The sequence below is a fragment of the Citrobacter sp. C5_2 genome (assembly GCF_014596845.2).
Classification (GTDB): Bacteria; Pseudomonadota; Gammaproteobacteria; order Enterobacterales; family Enterobacteriaceae; genus Citrobacter; species Citrobacter werkmanii.
Window position 1 is genome coordinate 843399 of the sequence record NZ_CP115032.1, and the last position, 22382, is coordinate 865780.

At 52.5% G+C, this 22382-nt stretch carries 19 protein-coding genes, 1 tRNA gene and 8 pseudogenes; 6 read left to right on the plus strand and 22 right to left on the minus strand.

Annotated elements, in window-relative coordinates:
* Position 1: 1 nt before the first annotated feature.
* Together ICA20_RS04135 and ICA20_RS04140 are read left to right on the plus strand one after the other, a co-directional pair.
* Positions 2-712: an ABC transporter ATP-binding protein gene (locus tag ICA20_RS04135; protein ID WP_004393997.1), complete on the plus strand. Its 711-nt coding sequence runs from the start codon at positions 2-4 to the stop codon at positions 710-712.
* A 28-nt stretch (positions 713-740) separates the two neighbouring features.
* Positions 741-1169 (plus strand): hypothetical protein, encoded by a 429-nt coding sequence (locus ICA20_RS04140; RefSeq protein ID WP_051594483.1) that lies wholly within the window; start codon positions 741-743, stop codon positions 1167-1169.
* A gap of 33 nt (positions 1170-1202) precedes the next feature.
* Here the strand turns inward: ICA20_RS04140 and ICA20_RS04145 are convergent, their stop codons facing one another.
* The 7 genes and pseudogenes from ICA20_RS04145 to ICA20_RS04175 all read right to left on the minus strand — a co-directional run bounded on the left by ICA20_RS04145 (position 1203) and on the right by ICA20_RS04175 (position 5493).
* Positions 1203-1907 (minus strand): IS6-like element IS26 family transposase, encoded by a 705-nt coding sequence (locus tag ICA20_RS04145; RefSeq protein WP_001067855.1) that lies wholly within the window; start codon positions 1905-1907, stop codon positions 1203-1205.
* Between the two features lie 67 nt (positions 1908-1974).
* Positions 1975-2271, minus strand: a pseudogene (gene ykfB, locus ICA20_RS04150) (protein YkfB); the annotation flags it as partial.
* Positions 2272-2295: 24 nt separating this feature from the next.
* Positions 2296-2739, minus strand: a complete 444-nt coding sequence (locus ICA20_RS04155) for a YfjS/YafY family lipoprotein (RefSeq protein ID WP_038633663.1) — start codon at positions 2737-2739, stop codon at positions 2296-2298.
* Positions 2739-2975 carry a protein YpjK gene (gene ypjK, locus ICA20_RS04160; RefSeq protein ID WP_015063050.1) on the minus strand — a complete coding sequence of 79 codons (237 nt, stop codon included), beginning with the start codon at positions 2973-2975 and terminating at the stop codon, positions 2739-2741. The genes ICA20_RS04155 and ypjK overlap by 1 nt, the downstream gene beginning before the upstream one ends.
* Positions 2976-3015: 40 nt before the next feature.
* Positions 3016-3717, minus strand: coding sequence for a WYL domain-containing protein (locus tag ICA20_RS04165; protein WP_015063051.1), 702 nt, complete (start codon positions 3715-3717; stop codon positions 3016-3018).
* Positions 3718-3933: 216 nt separating this feature from the next.
* Entirely contained in the window at positions 3934-4752 is an 819-nt protein-coding gene (locus ICA20_RS04170; protein WP_038633658.1) for a DUF932 domain-containing protein, read from the minus strand.
* Between the two features lie 495 nt (positions 4753-5247).
* Positions 5248-5493, minus strand: a pseudogene (locus tag ICA20_RS04175) (transposase).
* A 25-nt stretch (positions 5494-5518) separates the two neighbouring features.
* On the opposite strand from ICA20_RS04175, the pseudogene ICA20_RS04180 reads away from it, so the two are divergent.
* Positions 5519-6123: pseudogene (locus tag ICA20_RS04180) on the plus strand (IS630 family transposase); the annotation flags it as partial.
* A gap of 308 nt (positions 6124-6431) precedes the next feature.
* On the opposite strand, the gene ICA20_RS04185 reads toward ICA20_RS04180, so the two are convergent.
* Complete coding sequence (locus tag ICA20_RS04185) at positions 6432-7034, minus strand: DUF6448 family protein (protein WP_050489007.1); 603 nt, start codon at positions 7032-7034, stop codon at positions 6432-6434.
* 233 nt (positions 7035-7267) lie between these two features.
* Between ICA20_RS04185 and ICA20_RS04190 the strand changes: the two genes are divergently transcribed.
* Positions 7268-8419: an AraC family transcriptional regulator gene (locus tag ICA20_RS04190; RefSeq protein ID WP_032180275.1), complete on the plus strand. Its 1152-nt coding sequence runs from the start codon at positions 7268-7270 to the stop codon at positions 8417-8419.
* A 127-nt stretch (positions 8420-8546) separates the two neighbouring features.
* Here the strand turns inward: ICA20_RS04190 and ICA20_RS04195 are convergent, their stop codons facing one another.
* The 6 genes and pseudogenes from ICA20_RS04195 to tnpA form a co-directional block, all read right to left on the minus strand.
* Positions 8547-8795 carry a DUF905 family protein gene (locus ICA20_RS04195; RefSeq protein WP_223307989.1) on the minus strand — a complete coding sequence of 83 codons (249 nt, stop codon included), beginning with the start codon at positions 8793-8795 and terminating at the stop codon, positions 8547-8549.
* Positions 8775-9128, minus strand: a pseudogene (locus tag ICA20_RS04200) (TA system toxin CbtA family protein); the annotation flags it as partial. The gene ICA20_RS04195 and the pseudogene ICA20_RS04200, both read right to left, overlap by 21 nt.
* 56 nt (positions 9129-9184) lie before the next feature.
* Positions 9185-9397 (minus strand): annotated as a pseudogene (locus ICA20_RS04205) (DUF932 domain-containing protein); the annotation flags it as partial.
* 37 nt (positions 9398-9434) lie between these two features.
* A pseudogene (locus tag ICA20_RS04210) lies at positions 9435-10992 on the minus strand (IS66 family transposase).
* 19 nt (positions 10993-11011) lie between these two features.
* Positions 11012-11359: an IS66 family insertion sequence element accessory protein TnpB gene (tnpB, locus tag ICA20_RS04215; protein WP_038633649.1), complete on the minus strand. Its 348-nt coding sequence runs from the start codon at positions 11357-11359 to the stop codon at positions 11012-11014.
* A complete protein-coding gene (gene tnpA, locus ICA20_RS04220; protein WP_159121481.1) occupies positions 11356-11922 on the minus strand; it encodes an IS66-like element accessory protein TnpA in 567 nt (188 codons plus the stop codon). Before tnpA ends, tnpB begins: the two co-directional genes overlap by 4 nt.
* Positions 11923-11975: 53 nt before the next feature.
* On the opposite strand from tnpA, the pseudogene ICA20_RS04225 reads away from it, so the two are divergent.
* A pseudogene (locus ICA20_RS04225) lies at positions 11976-12878 on the plus strand (IS5-like element IS5 family transposase); the annotation flags it as partial.
* A 238-nt stretch (positions 12879-13116) separates the two neighbouring features.
* Here ICA20_RS04225 and ICA20_RS04230 read toward each other — a convergent pair.
* The 4 genes and pseudogenes from ICA20_RS04230 to ICA20_RS04245 all read right to left on the minus strand — a co-directional run.
* A pseudogene (locus ICA20_RS04230) lies at positions 13117-13332 on the minus strand (tetratricopeptide repeat protein); the annotation flags it as partial.
* 46 nt (positions 13333-13378) lie between these two features.
* Positions 13379-14644, minus strand: coding sequence for an integrase arm-type DNA-binding domain-containing protein (locus ICA20_RS04235; RefSeq protein ID WP_032170149.1), 1266 nt, complete (start codon positions 14642-14644; stop codon positions 13379-13381).
* Positions 14645-14840: 196 nt separating this feature from the next.
* Positions 14841-14916, minus strand: a tRNA-Phe gene (locus ICA20_RS04240).
* Positions 14917-15021: 105 nt separating this feature from the next.
* Positions 15022-15729: a DUF554 domain-containing protein gene (locus ICA20_RS04245; RefSeq protein WP_038633642.1), complete on the minus strand. Its 708-nt coding sequence runs from the start codon at positions 15727-15729 to the stop codon at positions 15022-15024.
* 467 nt (positions 15730-16196) lie between these two features.
* On the opposite strand from ICA20_RS04245, the gene ICA20_RS04250 reads away from it, so the two are divergent.
* Positions 16197-18332, plus strand: coding sequence for an ornithine decarboxylase (locus ICA20_RS04250; protein WP_038633637.1), 2136 nt, complete (start codon positions 16197-16199; stop codon positions 18330-18332).
* Between the two features lie 56 nt (positions 18333-18388).
* Here ICA20_RS04250 and ICA20_RS04255 read toward each other — a convergent pair whose 3' ends face one another.
* The 4 genes from ICA20_RS04255 to mutY all read right to left on the minus strand — a co-directional run bounded on the left by ICA20_RS04255 (position 18389) and on the right by mutY (position 22377).
* The gene (locus tag ICA20_RS04255; protein ID WP_038633635.1) at positions 18389-19645 is read right to left on the minus strand and encodes a nucleoside permease; all 1257 of its coding nucleotides are present in this window, start codon (positions 19643-19645) and stop codon (positions 18389-18391) included.
* Positions 19646-19855: 210 nt separating this feature from the next.
* Complete coding sequence (gene mltC / locus ICA20_RS04260) at positions 19856-20941, minus strand: membrane-bound lytic murein transglycosylase MltC (protein WP_129694833.1); 1086 nt, start codon at positions 20939-20941, stop codon at positions 19856-19858.
* An 86-nt stretch (positions 20942-21027) separates the two neighbouring features.
* Complete coding sequence (locus ICA20_RS04265; protein WP_003027126.1) at positions 21028-21297, minus strand: oxidative damage protection protein; 270 nt, start codon at positions 21295-21297, stop codon at positions 21028-21030.
* Positions 21298-21324: 27 nt separating this feature from the next.
* Entirely contained in the window at positions 21325-22377 is a 1053-nt protein-coding gene (gene mutY / locus ICA20_RS04270; RefSeq protein WP_038642860.1) for an A/G-specific adenine glycosylase, read from the minus strand.
* Positions 22378-22382 lie beyond the last annotated feature (5 nt).

Consider the following 22382-nt stretch of genomic DNA (forward strand, 5'->3'; position numbering starts at 1 on the left):
GATGAGTGGCAAAGGGATACACATCGAAAGTTTAAGCAAGCGGTATGGCGATGGTGACACCGCTGTCTTTGCCTTGAGAGACGTGAATATGCATGTTGCGCCTGGTGAAGTGGTGGGACTGATCGGCCCTTCCGGGTCCGGCAAGAGCACGCTGCTCAAGTGTCTGGGTGCGGTGATCGAACCGACCGCCGGTCGCATGACACTGGGCGATGAAGTGATCTACGCCGATGGCTGGAAAGTCCGCGACCTGCGCGCCTTACGGCGTGACAAGATCGGTTTCGTTTTCCAGGCGCCGTACCTGATTCCGTTTCTCGATGTCACCGACAACGTGGCGCTGCTGCCGATGCTTGCAGGCGTCGCGAATGGAGAGTCGCGCGCGAAGGCACTGGAATTGCTCACAGCGCTTGATGTGCAACACCGAGCTCGCGCAATGCCCTCGCAACTCTCCGGTGGCGAGCAGCAACGGGTCGCCATCGCGCGCGGACTGGTCAATCGTCCGCCGGTGATCCTGGCCGATGAACCCACTGCGCCGCTGGATTCCGAGCGCGCCATGGCTGTAATCCGCATCCTCAACGACATGGCCCGGAAGTTCGAGACCGCCATCATCGTCGTCACCCATGACGAAAAGATCATCCCCACATTCAAGCGCATCTACCACATCCGCGACGGCGTGACCCATGAGGAAGCTGGCGAAGGGCGGGAGTTCGAATGAGAGAACGATTGAATTACAGGAGAATTTCATGACCCACCGCAAACACAGCCACGCATTTGGAACTATCACCCTGACCGTTACGGCCTGCCTGCTTTTATGGGGTTTTCAGTTGCCAGCTTGGGCTGGTGACGCTACCCAGGTTGAGCCACTGGCGCTACGCAAGATCATGCAGGAACTCGGGCGCAACATGCAGGCTATTACCGGTGCGATTTCGCAGGAGGAATGGGTTCAGGTCGTTCAGCTCGCCCCAAAAGTTGCTGCACACCCCGAGCCACCGCTTACTGAAAAAATGCGCATCCTTGCTTACCTCGGCGCTGATGCGACCAAGTTCAGAAACTTTGACGCGCAGACTCACGAGGCGGCGCTGGCCATGAAGCTGGCTGCTGTGAGCAGCGACGGCAAGGCGGTGATCCAATCATTCGCCCACGTGCAGGAAAGGGCACTGTTGCAAAGTTAGCGATGAGGCAGCCTTTTGTCTTATTCAAAGGCCTTACATTTCAAAAACTCTGCTTACCAGGCGCATTTCGCCCAGGGGATCACCATAATAAAATGCTGAGGCTTGGCCTTTGCGTAGTGCACGCATCACCTCAATACCTTTGATGGTGGCGTAAGCCGTCTTCATGGATTTAAATCCCAGCGTGGCGCCGATTATCCGTTTCAGTTTGCCATGATCGCATTCAATCACGTTGTTCCGGTACTTAATCTGTCGGTGTTCAACGTCAGACGGGCACCGGCCTTCGCGTTTGAGCAGAGCAAGCGCGCGACCATAGGCGGGCGCTTTATCCGTGTTGATGAATCGCGGGATCTGCCACTTCTTCACGTTGTTGAGGATTTTACCCAGAAACCGGTATGCAGCTTTGCTGTTACGACGGGAGGAGAGATAAAAATCGACAGTGCGGCCCCGGCTGTCGACGGCCCGGTACAGATACGCCCAGCGGCCATTGACCTTCACGTAGGTTTCATCCATGTGCCACGGGCAAAGATCGGAAGGGTTACGCCAGTACCAGCGCAGCCGTTTTTCCATTTCAGGCGCATAACGCTGAACCCAGCGGTAAATCGTGGAGTGATCGACATTCACTCCGCGTTCAGCCAGCATCTCCTGCAGCTCACGGTAACTGATGCCGTATTTGCAGTACCAGCGTACGGCCCACAGAATGATGTCACGCTGAAAATGCCGGCCTTTGAATGGGTTCATGTGCAGCTCCATCAGCAAAAGGGGATGATAAGTTTATCACCACCGACTATTTGCAACAGTGCCGTCTGGACGGAATAACGTACTGCTGGTGATTCATTACCACGGTGATCGTGGTGCCGTCATCGTGCGAACTGACCATCCTGTTATCCGTCTGGGTCAGAAAAACAGAATGCTGGTAGAAACCGTTCTGGTCCGGATTTCCCGTGCAATTGATGGTAAACATTTTCCCACTGGCATCCGTCACGTTGTATTCCGTATTGCCCTGGCCATAGCCCTGCTGCCAGAGTCCAGGAACCGCAGAGGCTGTAAAACTGGTAAACAGTGAACATGCCAGTACAAACCGGCTTAGTGAACCTATTGTCATTTCTGTCTCCTTTATCGTTGTTTTTTATTCGTGGTTCTCAGGGTTTGAGGGTATCAGCAGCCGACCCATCAGTTTTCCGTCATGGGAGTACTCAAAGTATTTTTCCTTCGTATACCGGTCCGTAACCTCGTGGTATTCCAGTTTGATATTGTCGGCAATACAAAGCGCATTCATCAGCGGCTGGACGGTTTTTTCCTGCATATCCACGAGGTAGTAGTAACTACCGCCCTCGCAGCCATCGGGCAACTGGCGGGTACGTAAGACCTGCAGGGTGAGACCGGATGAGAAGCCAACCTGTGACCATTCTTCGCTGACATCATCCTGACGACTGACCGCATCGCTGAAGCGCGGCGGGGTGAGATCCTTGAACTTGCTGATGGCCTTCAGTTCATCACTTCTGTCATCGCAGGCGCTCAGAAACAGAGTGGTGGCAACCAGTGCCAGCAGAGGTAGTGTTTTACGTTTCATTATTTTTTTCCTGAAATCAGACGAACCACTTTGGCAAAGACATAAATCCCCACAAAAATACCCACCGGCACACCGGCGAACGGCGTCAGTGCAACACTGGCAGCACCGGCTGCACCTCCGCCCGTCAACAGTGCAGCAACGGTGGCAAGTGTCAGGGCCGTGAGGCTGTCGGACACCCCGGTTTTGTTCAGAATGATGACGATGGCAACAATGGCGATAATGGCAATTACGGGCATAGGGCTCCTCCCTGTTGCCGGGTTGATAACAACGCTTGCGCTATTCTGGTGGACTGTCGGCCGGAACAAACGTAAGCAGTGACTGCTGGATAAAGCGAAAATGGGGTAAGGTCTGAATAAAGACCGGGTCTTCAACAAGACGACACAGACTGTCGTTACGCCGGAAACTCTCCTGCAGGAGCTGAACCAGATGGATCTCATCCAGGGTGAATACGGCGATATGTCCGTCGTGTTCCGCCACCAGATACCAGGCCTGCTGGTGGATGAGTAACCGGCAGGGAGCCAGCCGCTCACAGCGCTGCCCCTCGGCAATCAGCGTCACCCGCCTGCGCCCGGTAATGGCCTGAATCAGTCTCCAGAAAGACAATGCTCCTGAAGGCGAAGGAACCGGACTAGCTGGTGCTATCACGCAGGGAGACTCATCGCACATCAGCAGTGCGTTCACCAGACGGCGGTCAAGGCCGGGGAAAAGTCCGGCCAGCCCGCTGCGGTGGGCAAAGATAAGCACGTCGGGCACCATCTGCATCTCGCTGCCAGCAGTGCGTAAGCGGCAGTATCCGGACTGATACTCCAAGTCCAGATACATCAGTCGCTCACGAAAATCACGCCGCAGCGTGCGCACTGACACGCCAAACTCAGCGGCCAGTTTGCGCACACTCAACGTTTCACCCGCCACCAGACGGCTGATTATCAGTGACAGCCTGACAGCCAGCCGGTCATGGCGGCGTTCTGCCTGTGTCATGAGAGGTTCTCCAGGAAAGTTAACTGACTGAAAATGATGTGATTACTTTAAACAGGGGGGCGGACAGGGTATGGACAACGCAGAAACTATTTTTTATTTCTGCAAAAGCCAGATGTAACGGGGGTTACAGGCTATTACCGGGAGATTGAGGCACACGAGCACGTAGCAATTCGGACAGGTGGTGTCCGATAATAACAATGTGGCAACATAAAACGTCTACTGCAGTTGTGTGAGCAGTGTTTCAGCCATCACCCACAGCGCACGGTTAAGCTTCACGTCCCCGTCAATGCCACGCACGGCACGAGTATGCGTTCGTTCGCCTTTAACATTACGCCCGCTGAGTCCGCCCTTAATCAGGTTTTCCTGAATCCGCTGATAGGTAGTCCACAGGTCATTGCTCTCATCCTGCCAGCGGCGCGGGGAGAGTATCTGCGATTCAGTAACCGGCTGGTGGTCCTCACCAAAGCGATACGTTAGCGCGGCTTTTGCCAGCGCCTGCTGCGCAGGTGGCGGTAAAAGCAACGACTGCATGACATCCCGCTTTTCTTCCACACGCTCAAAAATCCCCAGCACCTCATAGGCCCCCTCAATAACCTGGCTCACCACGTCCCCCTTGTGTGGCACCCGCACCTCGCCAAACGACTCGCCGCAGACCAGACCGTTCTGGCACACCGCCCTGAACAGGCCCGGCAGCATCTGGTACGAACTGGTGCCATCGTGAGAGTTAAGCAGGATAATTTCCGGCACCTGTTTACCGGTAATTTGCCCCTCCCGACGCAGGCGCAGCATATGCTTCGTATGCTCACGACGACGGGGGTCACGTACCCGTGTCTGACAGGCAAAAAATGGCTGGAAGCATTCCCGCTGCAGGCTGTCGAGCAGGGAGATGGTGGGGATATAGGCATATCGTTCACTGCGGGAGGTATGCTTTTCTTCACCGAACACGCTGGGGGTATGCTGCATCAGTTCTTCATGGGTAAGGGGGCGGTCGCGGCGTATCAGATTAACGCGACCAAAACGGCTGGCTAATTTCATGGGGTTTACCTTTATGGATGACATAAGCGAAAACGCCCTGCTCGTAAGAGCAGGGCGTCAGGGAAAATAGTGATGTGGCGAAGATAAGGATTTTATGCTTTCTGTAGTGGCACAAATTTACTGTGCCATATATGGACGTCCCGCGTTTTGCAAGCCCTGAGTTGATACGGTTTGCTGCAATATATCCGGCGTCGTTAGTGGGTCTGATGACCCGCGCCATGATGTCATCCGCACCCTGTTTCCTAATCACTACATCGGTATGTTACTACCTCGGCACAGTTCAGGCTGTTACAGGGTTGGTTTACCGTTCTCTCATCAGTATCTGCAAACTCAGGAGGAATTGTCTCTCCGGATACAACAATGCTTAGCTCATAGCGAAAGCCCTGTTGATATTAAAACTTGTTGATTCGGTCAGTAAGCGCCAGACGATGCGAGTCAGTTTATTGGCCAGCGCGACCGTGGCTTTCATTTTTCCCCTTCGATCGGTGAGGTGCTTCAGCCATATACCCAATGCATCATCGCCCAGTGCATAACCGAGCGGGCACCATGAATAATTAAGGTTCTGAGGCCACGATTCCCATTTTTGGTCATGGATGACAGGCTGCTTTTCCCACCTGAACTACGTTGTCTGGGAACCAGACCACATCAGGTGGATAGTTGTCGCCCGTTAGAAAACTGCTCCGCATTCACTTCACTCAGAAAAGCTGCCGCAATAAGTGGGCCAATCCCCGGTATTGTCATCAGTACTTTATATTTGGGTTGTTGCTGGCGCAGAGCGGCACCGACGCTGTGTATCCGTGACCCGCATAAAGATGAAAAAATGGCCGCAATCCATAAAGCGCTGGACGAATGCAGCGCAGAGCACCCGGTCTTTTATGAGGATGAGGTGGATATCCATCTCAATCCAAAAATCGGCGCGGACTGGCAGCTACGCGGGCATCAAAAACGCATAGTAACCCTGGGGCAGAATGAGAAATATTATCTGGCCGGGGCGCTGCACAGCGGTACAGGAAAAGTCAGCTATGTGGGCGGCAACAGCAAAAGTTCATCTTTATTTATCAGTCTGTTAAAACATCTGAAAGCGACATACCGGCGAGCGAAAACAATCACGCTCATCGTGGATAACTACATCATCCATAAAAGCCGTAAAACTCAGGGCTGGCTGAAAGCAAACCCGAAGTTCGGGTGATTTACCAGCCAGTTTACTCGCCGTGGGTGAACCACGTAGAGCGGTTGTGGCAGGCGCTGCACGACACGATAACCCGCAATCATCAGTGCCGTTCAATGTGACAGTTGTTGAAAAAGGTCCATCATTATATGGAAACCGTCAGCCCATTCCCGGGGGGACAACATGGGGTGGCAAAAGTGTAGCGGTATTAAGCGCAGCTATTTAGTTCACGGTATTCTTGCCTGTAGCAGCCTCTATCCGTGACGATTCAGCATCATTGGCGTATGCACGTCGAAATTCTCTGATGTACTCATTAAGTTTGCGGACCTTTAGCCCGTTCAACCGCAGAGCTCTGAGTTTTTTCGTCCATAAATTTACTTACATCCGTTGTCGGAATGAACATATCAAAAACAGGTAATTACATAATTTTAATTACAATCCTCCAAATCCCGCTGGGCGTTATCGTGGTGATTCAGAGATGCCGCAAGGGCATCTCTGGCGGACATGATAATTAGTGCTGATGTTCCATCTCAGGCGATCCTCCTGCCGCCATTCCGTTCACTTCTTCGACAAAATGTATGTAGTGAACGTAGTCATTCACATATCCACGTCCCTGTTTAACCGATTGATTCACTTGTTGCTTACTTTGTTCAGCTTTAGCAAATTTTTCCCGGAGAGCATGCTCAACATTGGCAGTCACCTTCGCCACCAGGCTATCAACATTGCCGGCGTTGAGTGCGGCATCTGCCTCTTGTACAACCACGGGAATATGGCCTGCCGGTTTTACACCGGTAAAGGGCGCGCCTTCCGCCTCACGGTGAACACGTACCAGAGTGGTGAAGAGCTGCTGATCGGCCTTCTCCTGAGCGGCCTGACTGCCACCTTGTTTGCTTATTGCCTCGTCAAACGCCTTCCTGACGGTATCTTCACGGTTTTCTGGCACCCATTTTAATAACGGGGTAACATCATGCGCCTGGAGCGCGCTTTTAGCCTCGGTAATCACCGGTCCATCCATGCCGTCGCAGTGGGCGAACGCCGTTGTGCTTATCGTCATTCCCGCAAGGATCACGATGCTCGCGCACAGGGTAGTTCTGATGTTTTTCTGCTTTTTCACAATAATGCTCCCGGGTCTTTTTCGACCTGTTCATCTGCTTTTTGGGGATGTTAATCGACGTAGGATTTCAGACCCTCTGCCGATTTGACATCAGAGTACTGGCGTGAAATCAGGGCGTCGTTCGAATTGGTAAAGTCGAACCTACAAAGCGCAAAGTCGAACGTTCCGCTAACAAGAGGCAGAGCGGAACCCGTTCTTTATGTCTCGTTTTGAATGATTGGTGGCGGTAATACATGCTGATTGAGCTATCCGTTTTTCTTCTGGCAGCAGGAATAATGCAGGCTGTATTGCTTTCTGTTTTTCTACTTTTGCCGTCCAACATTGTACAAACCAGCAACCGGCTATTGGTGGTCGTCCTGCTGACCGTCGCCGCCGGTTTTGGCGAGCTTTTACTTTACGGAAGCGGTGTAAGTTTTTCACACCCAAACTACGCTTATATCGGTACGCTCATCTCTCTGCTTCAGCCGCCAGCTATCTATCTGTATACCCGATCGCTGATGTATTGCCGTTTTCAAATTCGGCTCATTCATGCCGTACACTTAATCCCGTTCGCGGCTGGCCTGATTGTGTTTTTCACACTATATGTTCCGCTACCTGAGTCGGAAAAAATAACAATATTACAACAACAGGATTTACCAGGAATGCCGGAACCTCTGCCCCTTGCGTTGGTCTATCACGGGGTATTTCTCGGTTGGTTGGGCTATTCGCTCGGCCGCTTGCAGTCATTTAATTCGGATATCCAGCGTCTTTATTCTGATATCGCCCGCCAGCAAATACTCTGGCTCCGCTTCCTGCTGTCGGGTTACGCGGGGCTGTGGATCGTCAGTATCATTTGCTGCCTGTTTTTCTATCTGTTCAGGCTAACCGATCAAACCACCTGGATACTGCCTGTTGTCAGTATGGCGGGGTTTGCGTTCATTAATACATTGCTGATCTGCGCACTGCGACAGCCCGCTGCGTTTATGGGGCTAACGCAGGAAGATGAAACCCTGCTGGTGGATATTCAGCCGGTTAAAACACTGTTGTTACCGGAGTCAAAACAGGTAGATAACGTGGTGGATTTTATGCGTCGGAATCAGCCGTTTCTGGATTCCACCCTCTCCTTAAGCCAGCTTGCGCGCCAGATAAAACTTTCACCGCACGATCTCTCCGCCATTATCAACAATGGATTTCAGCAGAACTTTTTTACCTTTATCAGCGAGTACCGCATAGAGTATGCCAAAAAGTTACTGGCCACGCCGGGAGATAAGCGGACCATTCTTGATATTATGTATGCTTCGGGTTTTAATTCTAAATCGGTATTTAATACTGCATTTAAGAAGCAAACAGGTGTGACACCCACAGAATATCGTCGGCAACATTGTCTACAAACAGTACTCCGATGACCTATTTTTTAATGCCTGGATACGCTTGGATAAAGAAGCATGGGTCGGACTTTCCACCAACAAAGGACAGTCAGTTGTTCAGGTTGAGATCCGCCAGCCCTGCCCCAGACGGGCCAGCGGCGTGCTGTCAGCGTTTTTTCACACCGTAGCGCTGCAGGTGGGTGTTCAGGTCATGACCAGCACCGGGCTCAAAGTTCCATGCCCGCCAGATGAGCTGGCCGTCCGCATCGCGAATGACCAGCCGGAAGTGGGTGTGCTGGTCATCCTCAATGCCAACGTTGATATACAGGGCGGCAGTGGCCTCAGCCTGTCTGCGGGTGAAGGTGCCTGCCGGAAGTGTCCCGTCAATCGGCAGACCTTGCGTGATATCCGTCACCCGCCTGTAATAGCCCCGCTTCAGAAGCCCTGTGGCTTTCCGTGCCCGCAGGACATCCGTGGGGGTGATAAGTGAAGACCGCACCGTGAAACGGAAGCTGCTCTGGCCTGTACGTACTAGGTCATATTTTTCAACAACATCATTCAGGGCATCCGCCAGCGGTATACCGGCCTCAATGTGCTCCTGAATCACGCCATCGCTGCCAAACGGCGTGTCGTTAAGAGTCAGTCCGTAGTGCTGGCTGAGCAGATATCCCAGCAGGAGGCGCCAGATTTCGACGGGGGACAGATGTGACAATGCCGCCCATGATAGTGAATCGGGTGATGTTTTCATATCGGTTATTCCGTAATGCTGAAGGGATGTAAGTGGTGGGGTATTACTGCATGGCTCAGGCCATTACAGCAGACACTACGGAACAGGCCCGGCAGCATCTGGTAGCTGCTGGAGCCGTCATGCGAGTTGAGCTGAATAATTTCCGGAACCTGCTGACCAGTGATTTGCCCGGCACGGCGCAGGCGCAGCATATGTTTCGTGTGCTCCCGGCGGCTCTGGTCACGGACGCGTGTCTGGCAGGCAAAGAACGGCTGAAAACCTTCACGTTGGTAAGCGTACAGCGAGAACCGTATTGACGGGGATGTGTTATTCAGTTGGCAGTGTGATGCGCCAGGGTAGCAGCTCGCTGACCCGGTTGACCGGCCAGTCAGCTATGACGTCAAGGACATGGCGAAGGTAGCTTTCTGGATCCACGCCGTTCAGTTTGCACGTCCCGATCAGACTGTACAGCAACGCTCCCCGCTCACCACCGTGGTCTGAGCCGAAGAACAACCAGTTTTTACGACCCAGACTGACCATCCGCAGCGCATTTTCAGCGATGTTATTATCGGCTTCGGCCCAGCCGTTTTCTGCATAGTACGTCAGGGCCGGCCACTGGTTCAGGGTGTACGTGAACGCCTTTGCCAGCTCCGAGTGTCGCGACAGCGTTTTCATTTTTTCACGCAACCAGCTTTCCAGGGTACTAAGCAGCGGTTTCGTTTTCCGCTGACGTTCAGCAAGCCGTTGTTCCGCCAGCATTCCTCTTATTTCCGCCTCCACGGCATACAGTTCGCCGATACGCTTCAGGGCTTCCTCCGTCAGGGCTGACGGCGTGCGAACGTGCACATCGTGGATTTTACGGCGGGCGTGAGCCCAGCAGGCGGCTTCCGTTATCCGGCCATCGCGGTACAGCTCGTTGAACCCGGCGTACGCATCCGCCTGTAGCACACCGCTGAACCCCGCAAGATGGGTCTGCGGATGGATGCCTTTTCTGTCGGGGCTGTAGGCGAACCACACCGCCGGTGCCAGCGCTGACCCGGCGTTGCAGTCATCACGAACATACGTCCACAACCGCCCGGTACGGGTTTTACCCTGTCCGGGCTCCAGGACATTCACCGGCGTGTCGTCTGCATGCACTTTACCCGACATCAGCACATAGTGGTTCATTTCATCGTACAGCGGGCGAAGTTGCTCTCCCATGATATCCACCCAGCGCCCCATCGTATTGCGGCTCAGCTCCACGCCCTGCCGGCGCGTAGATTTCAGCCTGGCGGTACAGTGGTAAGTGTTCAGCGAACTTCGCCATAATGATACGGGCCAGCAGCCCCGGGCTGGCGTAGCTGCATTCGATGGGTTTCGGCGGCAGCGGTGCCTGCACGATACAGTCGCACCGGCTGCAGGCCAGCTTCGGACGAACCGTTTCGATTACCCTGAAGGCGGTGTTGATGATATCCAGTTGTTCAGAGATGCTCTCTCCCAGCGGTTTCAGTTTGCCACTGCAGACAGGGCATTCGGTTTCTGCCGGGGCGATAACCTGCCTGTCACGGGGGAGTGTTGCCGGAAGCGCTTTGCGGGTGGGAGAGTCTGATGTTTTTGGTACTGCATCTCCGGCCATTGAGGTGAGTTGCGACTGCGCTTCGCCAAGCCTGTTCTGAAGCTCGGTTATCCGCTTTTCAGCCTGCGCGATCTTCTTTTCTATTTTCTCCCGGTTTTTCTCGCTGCTGCGGCCGAACAGCATTCTCTGCAGTTTAGCGACCAGTGCCCTGAGCGAGTCGATTTCGCAGGCGTAGCCGGTTATTTCACCGGACAGACGAACGATAACTGCCTGCTGCGCGACCAGCAGGGCCTTCAGTTGCTCGATGTCATCCGGGAGTTCACTGTTCATCCACCTGTTTTATCACGGGTTATATCCGTATACCAGGCTGTTCCGTCCGTTTTGGATGTTGCCATGCGATACCTTCCAGCAGCATGGACAACTGTGCAGGCGTCAGATGAACTTTCCCTTCCCGGGTCACCGGCCAGACGAAGCGTCCCCGCTCAAGACGCTTGGCGAACAGGCATAACCCGTCACGGTCTGCCCACAGGATTTTTACCATTTTGCCGCTGCGGCCACGGAAAACGAAGATATGCCCGGAGAAGGGATCATCTTTCAGCGTGTTCTGGACCTTTGAGGCCAGGCCATTGAAGCCACAGCGCATGTCGGTGACGCCAGCGATGATCCAGATTCTGGTACCAGTCGGCAGAGTTATCATCGGAGCTCCCCTTTCAACTCGCCAAGTAATACTCGCAGCAGAGCCGGTGTCATAGTTCCGTGTAGTTTTATCGTTCCACCTGGTAGCTCTACTTCGCAGCAGGGTACATCAGCAGGCGATGGTGCCGTCAGAGGGGCTGGAACGACTGGGGGAGGCGCGATACTTACCGGTAGCAGTTTGACAGGCAGGTTATCCCTGCGATTCAGTTTTCCCTGTTTATACTGGTGACGCCAGTTAAACAGCAGGTTGTCATTAATACCGTGTTCACGGGCAAGACGAGCCACGTTGGTATCAGGTTGCATCGACAGCTCCACAAGGTGGAGTTTGAACTCCGTGGAGAAATTAGGTCGCCGGCGTTTTTCGGGTATTTCTCTGGTGGGAACCGGTTCGTATTGTTGGCTTTTCCCGGGGTAGAGAAGCTGTTCAAGTTGCTCAGGTGATATATGTTCGGGAACGGGCCAGTTCAGACCTGAACGGGCAAAGCGCCGGAACAGACTCTGCAGGGTGGTTCTGGGAATGTTGATTTGTTTACTTATCTGTTTCCTTAAGGAAGGTGCGAACAAGTCCCTGATATGAGATCATGTTTGTCATCTGGAGCCATGGAACAGGGTTCATTATGAGTCATCAACTTACCTTCGCCGACAGTGAATTCAGCAGTAAGCGCCGTCAGACCAGAAAAGAGATTTTCTTGTCCCGCATGGAGCAGATTCTGCCATGGCAAAACATGGTGGAAGTCATCGAGCCGTTTTACCCCAAGGCTGGTAATGGCCGGCGACCTTATCCGCTGGAAACCATGCTACGCATTCACTGCATGCAGCATTGGTACAACCTGAGCGATGGCGCGATGGAAGATGCTCTGTACGAAATCGCCTCCATGCGTCTGTTTGCCCGGTTATCCCTGGATAGCGCCTTGCCGGACCGCACCACCATCATGAATTTCCGCCACCTGCTGGAGCAGCATCAACTGGCCCGCCAATTGTTCAAGACCATCAATCGCTGGCTGGCCGAAGCAGGCGTCATGATGACTCAAGGCACCTTGGTCGATGCCACCATCATTGAGGCACCCAGCTCGACCAAGAACAAAGAGCAGCAACGCGATCCGGAGATGCATCAGACCAAGAAAGGCAATCAGTGGCACTTTGGCATGAAGGCCCACATTGGTGTCGATGCCAAGAGTGGCCTGACCCACAGCCTAGTCACCACCGCGGCCAACGAGCATGACCTCAATCAGCTGGGTAATCTGCTGCATGGAGAGGAGCAATTTGTCTCAGCCGATGCCGGCTACCAAGGGGCGCCACAGCGCGAGGAGCTGGCCGAGGTGGATGTGGACTGGCTGATCGCCGAGCGCCCCGGCAAGGTAAGAACCTTGAAACAGCATCCACGCAAGAACAAAACGGCCATCAACATCGAATACATGAAAGCCAGCATCCGGGCCAAGGTGGAGCACCCATTTCGCATCATCAAGCGACAGTTCGGCTTCGTGAAAGCCAGATACAAGGGGTTGCTGAAAAACGATAATTAACTGGCGATGTTATTCACGCTGGCCAACCTGTTTCGGGCGGACCAAATGATACGTCAGTGGGAGAGATCTCACTAAAAACTGGGGATAACGCCTTAAATGGCGAAGAAACGGTCTAAATAGGCTGATTCAAGGCATTTACGGGAGAAAAAATCGGCTCAAACATGAAGAAATGAAATGACTGAGTCAGCCGAGAAGAATTTCCCCGCTTATTCGCACCTTCCTAAGATTTTGTGGTAAAACCGTGGCGAAAAGCTATCGCACCTTTAATGTATTCTCCATTCAGAAAATACAGAAGACTAAGTTCATACCAGTAAGGTGAAAATTCAACTACATGCACCATCAGTACATGGACTGCCCCTCATGGTCGCCATGAGCGTAACAATTCCGGTCCTATCAATCAGCGTGCTCCCTGATTATCTTCGGGGTTGTACGCCAGTATTTTATCAATGAGTGCTCTTCCCCTGTGAGGGAAGAGCATGTGTGTGTATGGAGTTCTGTCACCTTCTCAAAGGATTATTAATTTTTGCATAGTCAAAAGGGCTGACACTCTGTTCCCTGTTAGCATCCAGAAAATCAGCCCACCACTGCAACATCAGCTTTCGCTCATCCAGATGTTCCGCTTTATGGATATACGCAGCCCGCACTGTGTTACGTTCCATATGGCTCATCTGACGTTCGACCGCATCTCTGGACCAAAGACCTGACTCAATCAACGAACTACAGGCCATTGCCCGGAAGCCGTGACCACAGACATCGACCTTTGTATCATAGCCCATCAGACGCAGTGCGTTATTTACAGTGTTCTCACTCATGGGTTTCCATGGATTGTGATCGCCGGTGAAAATCAGTTCATGTTCTCCGCTGATAGTGTGGATCTGCTTCAGTATATTCACCGCCTGAGTAGATAGTGGCACAAGATGCTCTGTTCGCATTTTTGAGCCACGATGGGAATACTTGACCCCTTCAATAGGTTTCCGCTCAGGAGGAATGGTCCACATGGCTTTCTTGAAGTCGATCTCAGACCACCTGGCAAAGCGTAGTTCGCTGGAACGGATGAAGATAAGCAGGGTGAGTTTAGTTGCCTGCCGGGTGAGAGGTTGTCCTCTGTAGGCATCCAGTCGTTCAAGAAGCTCTGAAATGCGATTTAAGGCGAGGGCAGGGCGGTGCTGGCGTTTCACTGTGGTTAACGCGCCAGCCATATCCAAGGCAGGGTTATAGGTGATAATGCCTGACTGGGCAGCATAGCGCATGATTGCAGTGATACGCTGCTGAAGGCGCGCTGCGATTTCATATATCTCCTTTGCTTCGGCTGCTTTAACGGGAACAAGTAAATCGGGAGTCCTGAGGGTGGTAATGTCACGTGAACCAATAAAGGGGAAAACATGAGTTTCGAGGCTTTTCAGTATCCTCTCATTGTGTGAGGCTGACCATTTTTTGTTGCTCTTATGCCACTGTCTTGCGATGCCTTCAAATGTCTGAGCTGTTTCGGGTACCGACTTTTTGATCCTTTTCTGTTCGCATGGGTCAGTTCCCTCAGCTATCAGCTTTCTCGCCGTATCGCGTTTTTCCCTTGCTTCTGATAACGAGACTTCAGGATAGACCCCCAGAGCGAGCGTTTTCTCTTTGCCCAGAAACCGATAGCGGAGCCGCCAGTAGCGAGAGCCGTTAGGGTGAACGAGCAAGAACATGTTGCCGCTGTCGGCAAGTTTATAAGGTTTTTCATCCGGTTTAGCGGCACGGATTTTAGCGTCAGTGAGCGCCATTGGCGGTATCTCCTGATAGTAAAAAGGGGTATAAATTTTATCGAATCAGACTATACCCTCAGTTGTACCCTCGCAAGGGACTTGATGCGGGTTGAAGTTGATTGAGTTGGGTGGAGTTAAGGGATTGTAGGAATGTTGGTTTTGGCGGGCTTAGAATGCAAAAACGGACCTCCGTGGAGGTCCGTTGATATGAATTTGGTGCCCGGACTCGGAATCGAACCAAGGACACGGGGATTTTCAATCCCCTGCTCTACCGACTGAGCTATCCGGGCAACGAGGCGCATTAAACCCGATTCGCTTCGCTTCGTCAACGAAATTTCTTCAAATCAATGCAGACTGCACAATCTATCACCACATTGCTGCTATTGCACGCATTCTCAGGCAAAAAATGCCGTCCACGCGGCGGAAAGCGGCATTGCCAGCAGCAGGGCCGGAAGCATATTTACAACGGCAAACATTTTGATGCCGCAAATACGTAAACCGGTTGCCAGCAGCAATAGTCCGCCTACAGCGCTGAAATCAGCCATCATCGCAGGCGTGGTCAGGGGTAAAATCAGCGCCGCGCAGGCGGCCAGCGTCAACTGGATTGCCAGCATCGGCACACAAATGGCAGAGACCGCGATCCCCAGCGAACAGGCAAAAATGATGGCCGTGAAGAAATCAAGAAACGATTTCGCAATTAATATATTTGGATCGCCGGTCATGCCTTCATGTATCGCCCCGAAGATCCCGGTTCCGCTGGCGCAAAACAGCACGATGATGGCCACGTAACTTTGGATAAATGATTCATGCGTTGCGTTGGCGTCCGAACGGGTGAAAAGCTGCTGTGCTTTGGCTACGGCGGCGTTAATCCCTTTCTCCAGATGACAGAATTCGCCAATTAACGCGCCAACCAGCGTTGCCAGAACCATTACCGGCAGGTTGGCGCATTTGATAACCAGCAAGATACCAATTCCCAAAGAGCACAGGCCGAATATGGAGGTCATCGAGACCCGAATGCGCTCCGGTAAATGCTGGCTAAGTAGTGCGCCGAAAACGCCGCCAAATAAAATGGCGCCGCCATTAATAAAGGGTCCGATTACCACGTTTGCTCCTGCATACCCATTATCGTCTTGATCCTGAAGGCAATTGACTGGGTGAAATTATGTTTCAGATTGCATTATTATGCCGCTAATTTCAGACAAAATGTTTGTTTATCTGTGAGGTTTTAGCTCCGGATTTTATCTTGCGCCTGTCAGTGAAAGGTGCCATGATTGCGCGAATTTTCTCCTGTCTGAATGGGGCTGCCTGGGATGAAATTATTCCCCCTACATCGCCTTCCATATCGCCTTTTTGCGCGACGCTTGCCCCTTCCTGCAACATATCTTCACGCTTCCATCATGCGGTGAGGTAAGCGCACGCTCACTGCAGGATAACAGTAAGATCAGAGGCTATCTGCTTTTACTGATGTCTGGCGGTCGGGGCTGGTAACCAGTTTGACCTGTCATTTCGTGGGCAAAGCAGTGCGGCTTTGCCGGGACTTTTGATTTTCCCGAAACGGGTTATTGCGCTTATGAAATCAATGAAAATTGCCGCCAGTGGTGAACTGGTCTCTCGTCTGTCCAGCCATCGTCAGGTAGTCTCGCTGGACAGTACCGATTTTACTGACGTTGCGGCAGTCGTCATTACCGTTGCGGACAGCCGCAGTGGGATCCTTGCTTTGCTTAAACGCACAGGTTTTCATTTACCCGTGTTTCTGTTCGCGGAATCCGATGTGGAGGTGCCAGCGGGAGTAAATGCGGTCATTCGTGGTCAGGCTCAGGAGTGGCTGGAGCTGGAGACTGCTGCCTGTCAGTATGAAGACGATCTACTGCCGCCGTTCTACGACACGCTGACCCAGTATGTCGAAATGGGGAACAGCACGTTTGCCTGCCCGGGACACCAACACGGTGAGTTTTTTAAGAAGCATCCTGCGGGGCGGCATTTCTACGAATTTTTTGGTGAGAATCTGTTTCGTGCGGACATGTGCAACGCTGACGTTAAGCTTGGCGATCTGCTGATTCATGAAGGGTCAGCGAAACATGCGCAGAAATTTGCCGCGAAAGTTTTCCACGCGGATAAAACCTACTTTGTGCTGAACGGAACCTCTGCGGCCAATAAAGTGGTGACCAATGCGCTGCTGACGCGTGGGGATCTGGTGCTTTTTGACCGTAACAACCATAAGTCGAACCACCACGGCGCGCTGATCCAGGCGGGTGCAACGCCGGTTTATCTGGAAGCGGCGCGTAATCCGTTTGGTTTTATCGGCGGCATTGATGAGCACTGCTTTGATGAGCAGTACCTGCGTCAGCAGATCCGTGAAGTTGCGCCACAAAAGGCTGACCAGCCGCGTCCGTTCCGTCTGGCGATCATTCAACTCGGCACTTATGACGGCACGATCTACAACGCCCGGCAGGTGATCGACAAGATCGGTAGCCTGTGTGATTACATCCTGTTTGATTCCGCATGGGTCGGTTACGAGCAATTTATCCCGATGATGGCCGATAGCTCACCGTTGCTGTTGGAGCTTAATGCTAACGATCCGGGGATCTTTGTGACGCAGTCAGTACACAAACAACAGGCTGGGTTCTCGCAAACCTCGCAGATCCACAAAAAGGATAACCACATTCGCGGCCAGGCGCGGTTCTGCCCGCATAAGCGGCTGAACAACGCGTTTATGTTGCATGCTTCCACCAGTCCGTTTTACCCGCTGTTTGCGGCGTTGGACGTTAACGCCAAAATTCATGAAGGCGAGAGCGGTCGTCGGCTATGGGCGGAGTGCGTGGCGCTGGGAATCGAGGCCCGTAAAGCGATAATTGCTCGCTGTAAGATGATTCAGCCGTTTATTCCCCCGGTGGTTGATGGCAAACCGTGGGAAACCTATCCGACGGCGGTGATTGCCAGCGAGCGTCGCTTCTTTAGCTTTGAGCCTGGCGCGAAGTGGCATGGTTTTTCCGGTTACGCGCGCGACCAGTATTTTGTCGATCCCTGCAAGCTGTTGTTAACTACCCCGGGCATTGATGCGCAAACCGGGCAATATACTGAGTTTGGTATTCCGGCGACGATTCTGGCGCATTACCTGCGTGAAAACGGCATTGTGCCGGAGAAATGCGACCTCAACTCGATTCTGTTCCTGCTGACCCCGGCTGAAAGCGCAGAGAAAATGGCGCAACTGGTGGCGATGCTGGCGCAGTTTGAACAGCACATTGAGAACGACACGCCGCTGGCTGAAGTGCTGCCCACTATCTTCAACAAGTATCCGGTGCGCTACCGGGATTACACGCTGCGTGAACTGTGTCAGGAGATGCATTCACTGTACGTCAGCTTTGATGTGAAAGATCTGCAAAAAGCGATGTTCCGTCAGGAGAGTCTGCCTGCCGTGGCGATGAATCCGCAGGATGCCAACAGCGCTTTTATTCGTGGTGATGTTGAACTGGTGCGTATTTGTGATGCTGCTGGCCGCATTGCGGCGGAAGGTGCGCTGCCTTATCCTCCGGGCGTGCTGTGCGTGGTGCCTGGCGAAGTCTGGGGCGGGGCGGTGCAACAATACTTCCTGGCGCTGGAAGAGGGTGTAAACCTGCTGCCTGGCTTCTCGCCGGAGCTGCAAGGCGTTTACAGTGAGACGGATGCAGACGGTATTAAGCGTCTGTATGGATATGTTGTGAAATAAGCGCCATCTGGCCAAAAAGAAGGTCACCTGATGGTGACCTTCTTTCATTATAAAGATTAGTGTGCGATGGTCTGCGTGCCTGCCGGAACGCGCACGTGTTTGTATTTAAACAGCGCAACGAAGGCAAATGCCAGAACCAGCGAGTAACCTGCGAAGATTAGCCACACGGTCTGCCAGTCGGTAATACCGTTCAGCGTGTAGTGTTCAACCACTTTGCCGCTCACCAGACCGCCCAGAATACAACCGAAGCCGTTGGTCATCATCAGGAACATACCCTGTGCGCTGGCACGAATTTCAGGGCGAACTTCTTTCTCCACGAACACGGAGCCAGAGATGTTGAAGAAGTCGAAGGCGCAGCCGTAAACAATCATCGACAGAACCAGCAGTACGGTACCGAACGGCGTCGGATCGCCGTAGGCAAACAGACCGAAGCGCAGCATCCACGCGACGATACTGATCAGCATCACGTTCTTAATACCGTAACGACTTAAGAAGAATGGGATGGTCAGGATAAACAGGGTCTCAGAAATCTGTGAAATCGACATCATCACCGATGCGTGTTCAACGATAAAGCTACCAGAGAACAGCGGGTTGTTGTCGAAGCTGTGCAGGAAGGTATTACCAAACATATTGGTAATCTGCAGCTCCGCGCCCAGCATCATAGAGAAGATGAAGAAAATCGCCATGCGCTTGTTTTTAAACAGCGCAAAGGCATCCAGACCCAGCATAGACGACCAGCTCTGGTTTTTCTGCTGATTGGCGATCGGAATATGCGGCAGCGTCAGGGTGAACAGCGCCAGTACCACAGACAACGTCGCACCGATATACAGCTGCATATGGCTCAGTTCAAAGCCGGAGAAGCTTACGCCCCACATTGCCATGATAAAACCGATGGTGCCCCAGATACGAATTGGCGGGAAATCGGTAACGATATCCATCCCGGCTGATTGCAGACGATAGTAGGAGATGGTGTTGATGAGCCCCAGCGTTGGCATATAGGCCAGCGAGTTAAGCAAAATCACAAAGAACATGGCGCCTGGCGTGGTGACTTCGGCTGCGGCGAACAGCGTTGCGGCACCGACCAGGTGACAAATGGTGTATACCCATTTCGCACTGATCCATTTGTCGGCCACAATCCCTAACAGCGTCGGCATAAACACGGCGGCGATCCCCAGCGAGCTATACACCGCGCCAATGGATGCACCATCGAATTTAAGGGTGACAAACATATAGGAGCCGAGAGTAGTCAGCCAACTACCCCATAAGCAGAACTGCAGAAACGAGAGAACTTTCAGCTGCAGCTTAAGATTCATGTTAATTTCCTCACACCGTAATGCGGATGAATGTTTTAAAAGGCACATTTGCCGTGGCTATATGATGTGATTCTATCAACGAGCAGCACTCTTTTTTTGTTACCTGTGACAAATATTTGCAAACAATTTCTAATTGCAAGGCAAAAGAGTGATGAAGTTAACACTTTTCCCTCTTCTGAACCTCGTTTAAGGGGACAGAAGAGGGATACATTAGCGGCGTCGATATGATTTTTGTGCGGAATTAACCTTGTAAAGGTATCGGCGTGATTCAGCTGATGGGTGTCGGGTGGTCAGGATTTGATAAACGTCCCCAGGGGACATGCTGTTAATGATATTCGCGGCCTGAATTTTATCATTCGAGAACACGCGCAGCACGCTGCCGGCACCGCCGTTATACGCGGTGATCACCGCATAGCGACGCGAGGTTGGATTATCAATGCCGCCCAAATAGACATTGTTGAGCATGGCCAGATAAGCCGTGCCGGTATCAATGTTGCTGGCCGGGTCAAACAGGAAGCTGCGGCTAGGTGTGCCTGAGCGCCCTTGCGAGCGGAACACATCTTTCCCGGCGCTGTGTTGTACCACCTGCATCAGTCCCAGCGCATCGGCATGGCTGACCGCATACGGGTTAAACGAGGATTCGGTTTGCATGATGGCCAGAATCAGCGATTCGTCAACGCCATACTTACGCGATGCCTGACGCACCATGCCGATGTATTTATGCGCGCGCTTATCAAGGTGGTTTGGTACCAGATTGATCGTTACGCTATAAATGATACGCAGGCCATTGCTGCGGCTTTTAAGTCGCGTTTGCAGCAGGTAGTTGGCAAAGTTGGTGGCACGTCCCTCCCAACGAATTGGCTGGCCGGTATTATCGACCACCTGTCCGTACAGGAACGGCTCTTTGGAAATCTTAATGTCGTCGACATCGGAATAGAGATCGATAGAACCCGGATCATCGCCCATCAGCAACGTCTTGATAATCGCCCGACGCAGGTGCCCGGCAGGATCTGTTCCGGCAATGGTCTCGACGGTTATCGTACCGTCATCAAAGTTGATGTGGCTGCGGGTTTGGTACTGATCGGTATACTTTACGTAGTCCTTCGGACCCGCAATCAGCACTTCCTTAAATCCCCACAGATTCTCAATGTTATGGGCAAATTGCCCCATCAGAATATCAAAACCGTTGGTATCCTTGACCCAGGCTTCGTTATAGGAATCGCCTTTTTTGGTCGAACTGGAACAGGAGATGAGCAACGGCGCAATAACGGCAAGCGCGAGATATTTTTTCATCATTCCGGGAGTGCGTGTTGTGTTTGTTATATGCAAGGACCAGATTAAATCGTCAGCCGGATAAGCGCAGCGCCATCCGGCAACGGTTCTTATGACTCTGGTGTATAGCCTTCAATATGCACGTCCTTACCCTCAAACAGGAAGTTGATCATCTCCTGCTCCAGCAGTTTACGGTGCTCGACGTTCATCATATTGAGTTTCTTCTCGTTAATCAGCATGGTTTGCTTGTGCTGCCATTGCGCCCAGGCTTCTTTAGAAATCTCGTTATAAATGCGTTTTCCCAGATCGCCTGGGTACAGCTGAAAATCCTGACCTTCTGCTTCGCGTTGCAGGAAAGTGCAAAAAATCGTTCTGCTCATAAAAAATCCTCTCTTTCGACCGCTACGTTAAATCTGTGTACCGGCACGTAATTGCTGTAACAAACGCTCCACGGGAGCCGCCAGCCCAACAGATGGCGGTTGCGCTAAGTTATACCAGAGCGCGTTGCCTTCATCCATGCATGAGGTGCATGAAGACACGGGAAGCCACATAGGCACAATATCTAAGTGGAAATGGCTAAAGGTATGGCGAAACGCATTAAGTTGGATCAGATTATCTGTGTTAATTTGCCGTTGCGCCAGCCACTTACGCAGCCCATCTTCGTCGTCAAACTGCGGAAAACAGTATAAACCACCCCATAAGCCGCTGGGCGGACGCTGTGATAGCAACACCTCGCCATCATGCTGCAGCAGTAAAAAATAGCCCGTACGCTCCGGTAACGTCTGTTTGGGTTTTTTACCAGGATACAGCGCCCAGCTTGCATTGGCGGCCGCTACACAGCCATTTTCTAACGGACACAGCGAACATTTAGGCTTTGAACGTGTACAAACCATAGCGCCTAAATCCATCATCGCCTGGTTAAAACGCTCAACGCCGTGGGCAGGCGTAACCTGCTCGCTCAGCTCCCACAGTTTCTTTTCGACCTCTTTTTTCCCCGGCCAGCCGCTTACAGCATAACAGCGAGCCAGCACGCGTTTGACGTTACCGTCAAGAATCGGAAAATGCTGACCCAGAGAGAGTGAAAGGATCGCGCCTGCGGTCGAGCGTCCAACGCCTGGCAGGGCGGCGACTTCATCAAAAGTTTGCGGAAAAGTACCGCCATGCAGCGCCACAACCTGCTGCGCGGCTTTATGTAAATTGCGCGCACGGGCGTAATAGCCCAGTCCGGTCCATAAATGCAGAACTTCATCCAGCGGCGCATGGGCCAAATCCGTTACCGTCGGGAAGCGCGCCATAAAGCGCTCAAAATAGGGGATAACGGTGGCAACCTGAGTTTGTTGCAGCATCACCTCAGAGAGCCATACTTTGTAAGGCGTCTTGTCAATTTGCCAGGGCAGCGTCTTGCGCCCGTATTTGTCGTACCAGCTCAAAACCTGAGCTGAAAATTGAGAGGCTTGCATGATTA

Excerpts from the sequence above, each read along its gene's own strand:
- ICA20_RS04190 (WP_032180275.1), top strand. The coding sequence starts at position 7,268 with ATGCTGATTGAGCTATCCGTTTTTCTTCTGGCAGCAGGAATAATGCAG.
- ICA20_RS04170 (WP_038633658.1), bottom strand. The coding sequence starts at position 4,752 with ATGAAATTAGCCAGCCGTTTTGGTCGCGTTAATCTGATACGCCGCGAC.
- ICA20_RS04135 (WP_004393997.1), top strand. The coding sequence starts at position 2 with ATGAGTGGCAAAGGGATACACATCGAAAGTTTAAGCAAGCGGTATGGC.
- ICA20_RS04250 (WP_038633637.1), top strand. The coding sequence starts at position 16,197 with ATGAAATCAATGAAAATTGCCGCCAGTGGTGAACTGGTCTCTCGTCTG.
- ICA20_RS04165 (WP_015063051.1), bottom strand. The coding sequence starts at position 3,717 with ATGACACAGGCAGAACGCCGCCATGACCGGCTGGCTGTCAGGCTGTCA.
- mutY (WP_038642860.1), bottom strand. The coding sequence starts at position 22,377 with ATGCAAGCCTCTCAATTTTCAGCTCAGGTTTTGAGCTGGTACGACAAA.
- tnpB (WP_038633649.1), bottom strand. The coding sequence starts at position 11,359 with ATGATAACTCTGCCGACTGGTACCAGAATCTGGATCATCGCTGGCGTC.
- ICA20_RS04145 (WP_001067855.1), bottom strand. The coding sequence starts at position 1,907 with ATGAACCCATTCAAAGGCCGGCATTTTCAGCGTGACATCATTCTGTGG.
- ICA20_RS04255 (WP_038633635.1), bottom strand. The coding sequence starts at position 19,645 with ATGAATCTTAAGCTGCAGCTGAAAGTTCTCTCGTTTCTGCAGTTCTGC.
- ICA20_RS04265 (WP_003027126.1), bottom strand. The coding sequence starts at position 21,297 with ATGAGCAGAACGATTTTTTGCACTTTCCTGCAACGCGAAGCAGAAGGT.
- ypjK (WP_015063050.1), bottom strand. The coding sequence starts at position 2,975 with ATGCCCGTAATTGCCATTATCGCCATTGTTGCCATCGTCATCATTCTG.
- ICA20_RS04235 (WP_032170149.1), bottom strand. The coding sequence starts at position 14,644 with ATGGCGCTCACTGACGCTAAAATCCGTGCCGCTAAACCGGATGAAAAA.
- ICA20_RS04140 (WP_051594483.1), top strand. The coding sequence starts at position 741 with ATGACCCACCGCAAACACAGCCACGCATTTGGAACTATCACCCTGACC.
- mltC (WP_129694833.1), bottom strand. The coding sequence starts at position 20,941 with ATGATGAAAAAATATCTCGCGCTTGCCGTTATTGCGCCGTTGCTCATC.
- ICA20_RS04155 (WP_038633663.1), bottom strand. The coding sequence starts at position 2,739 with ATGAAACGTAAAACACTACCTCTGCTGGCACTGGTTGCCACCACTCTG.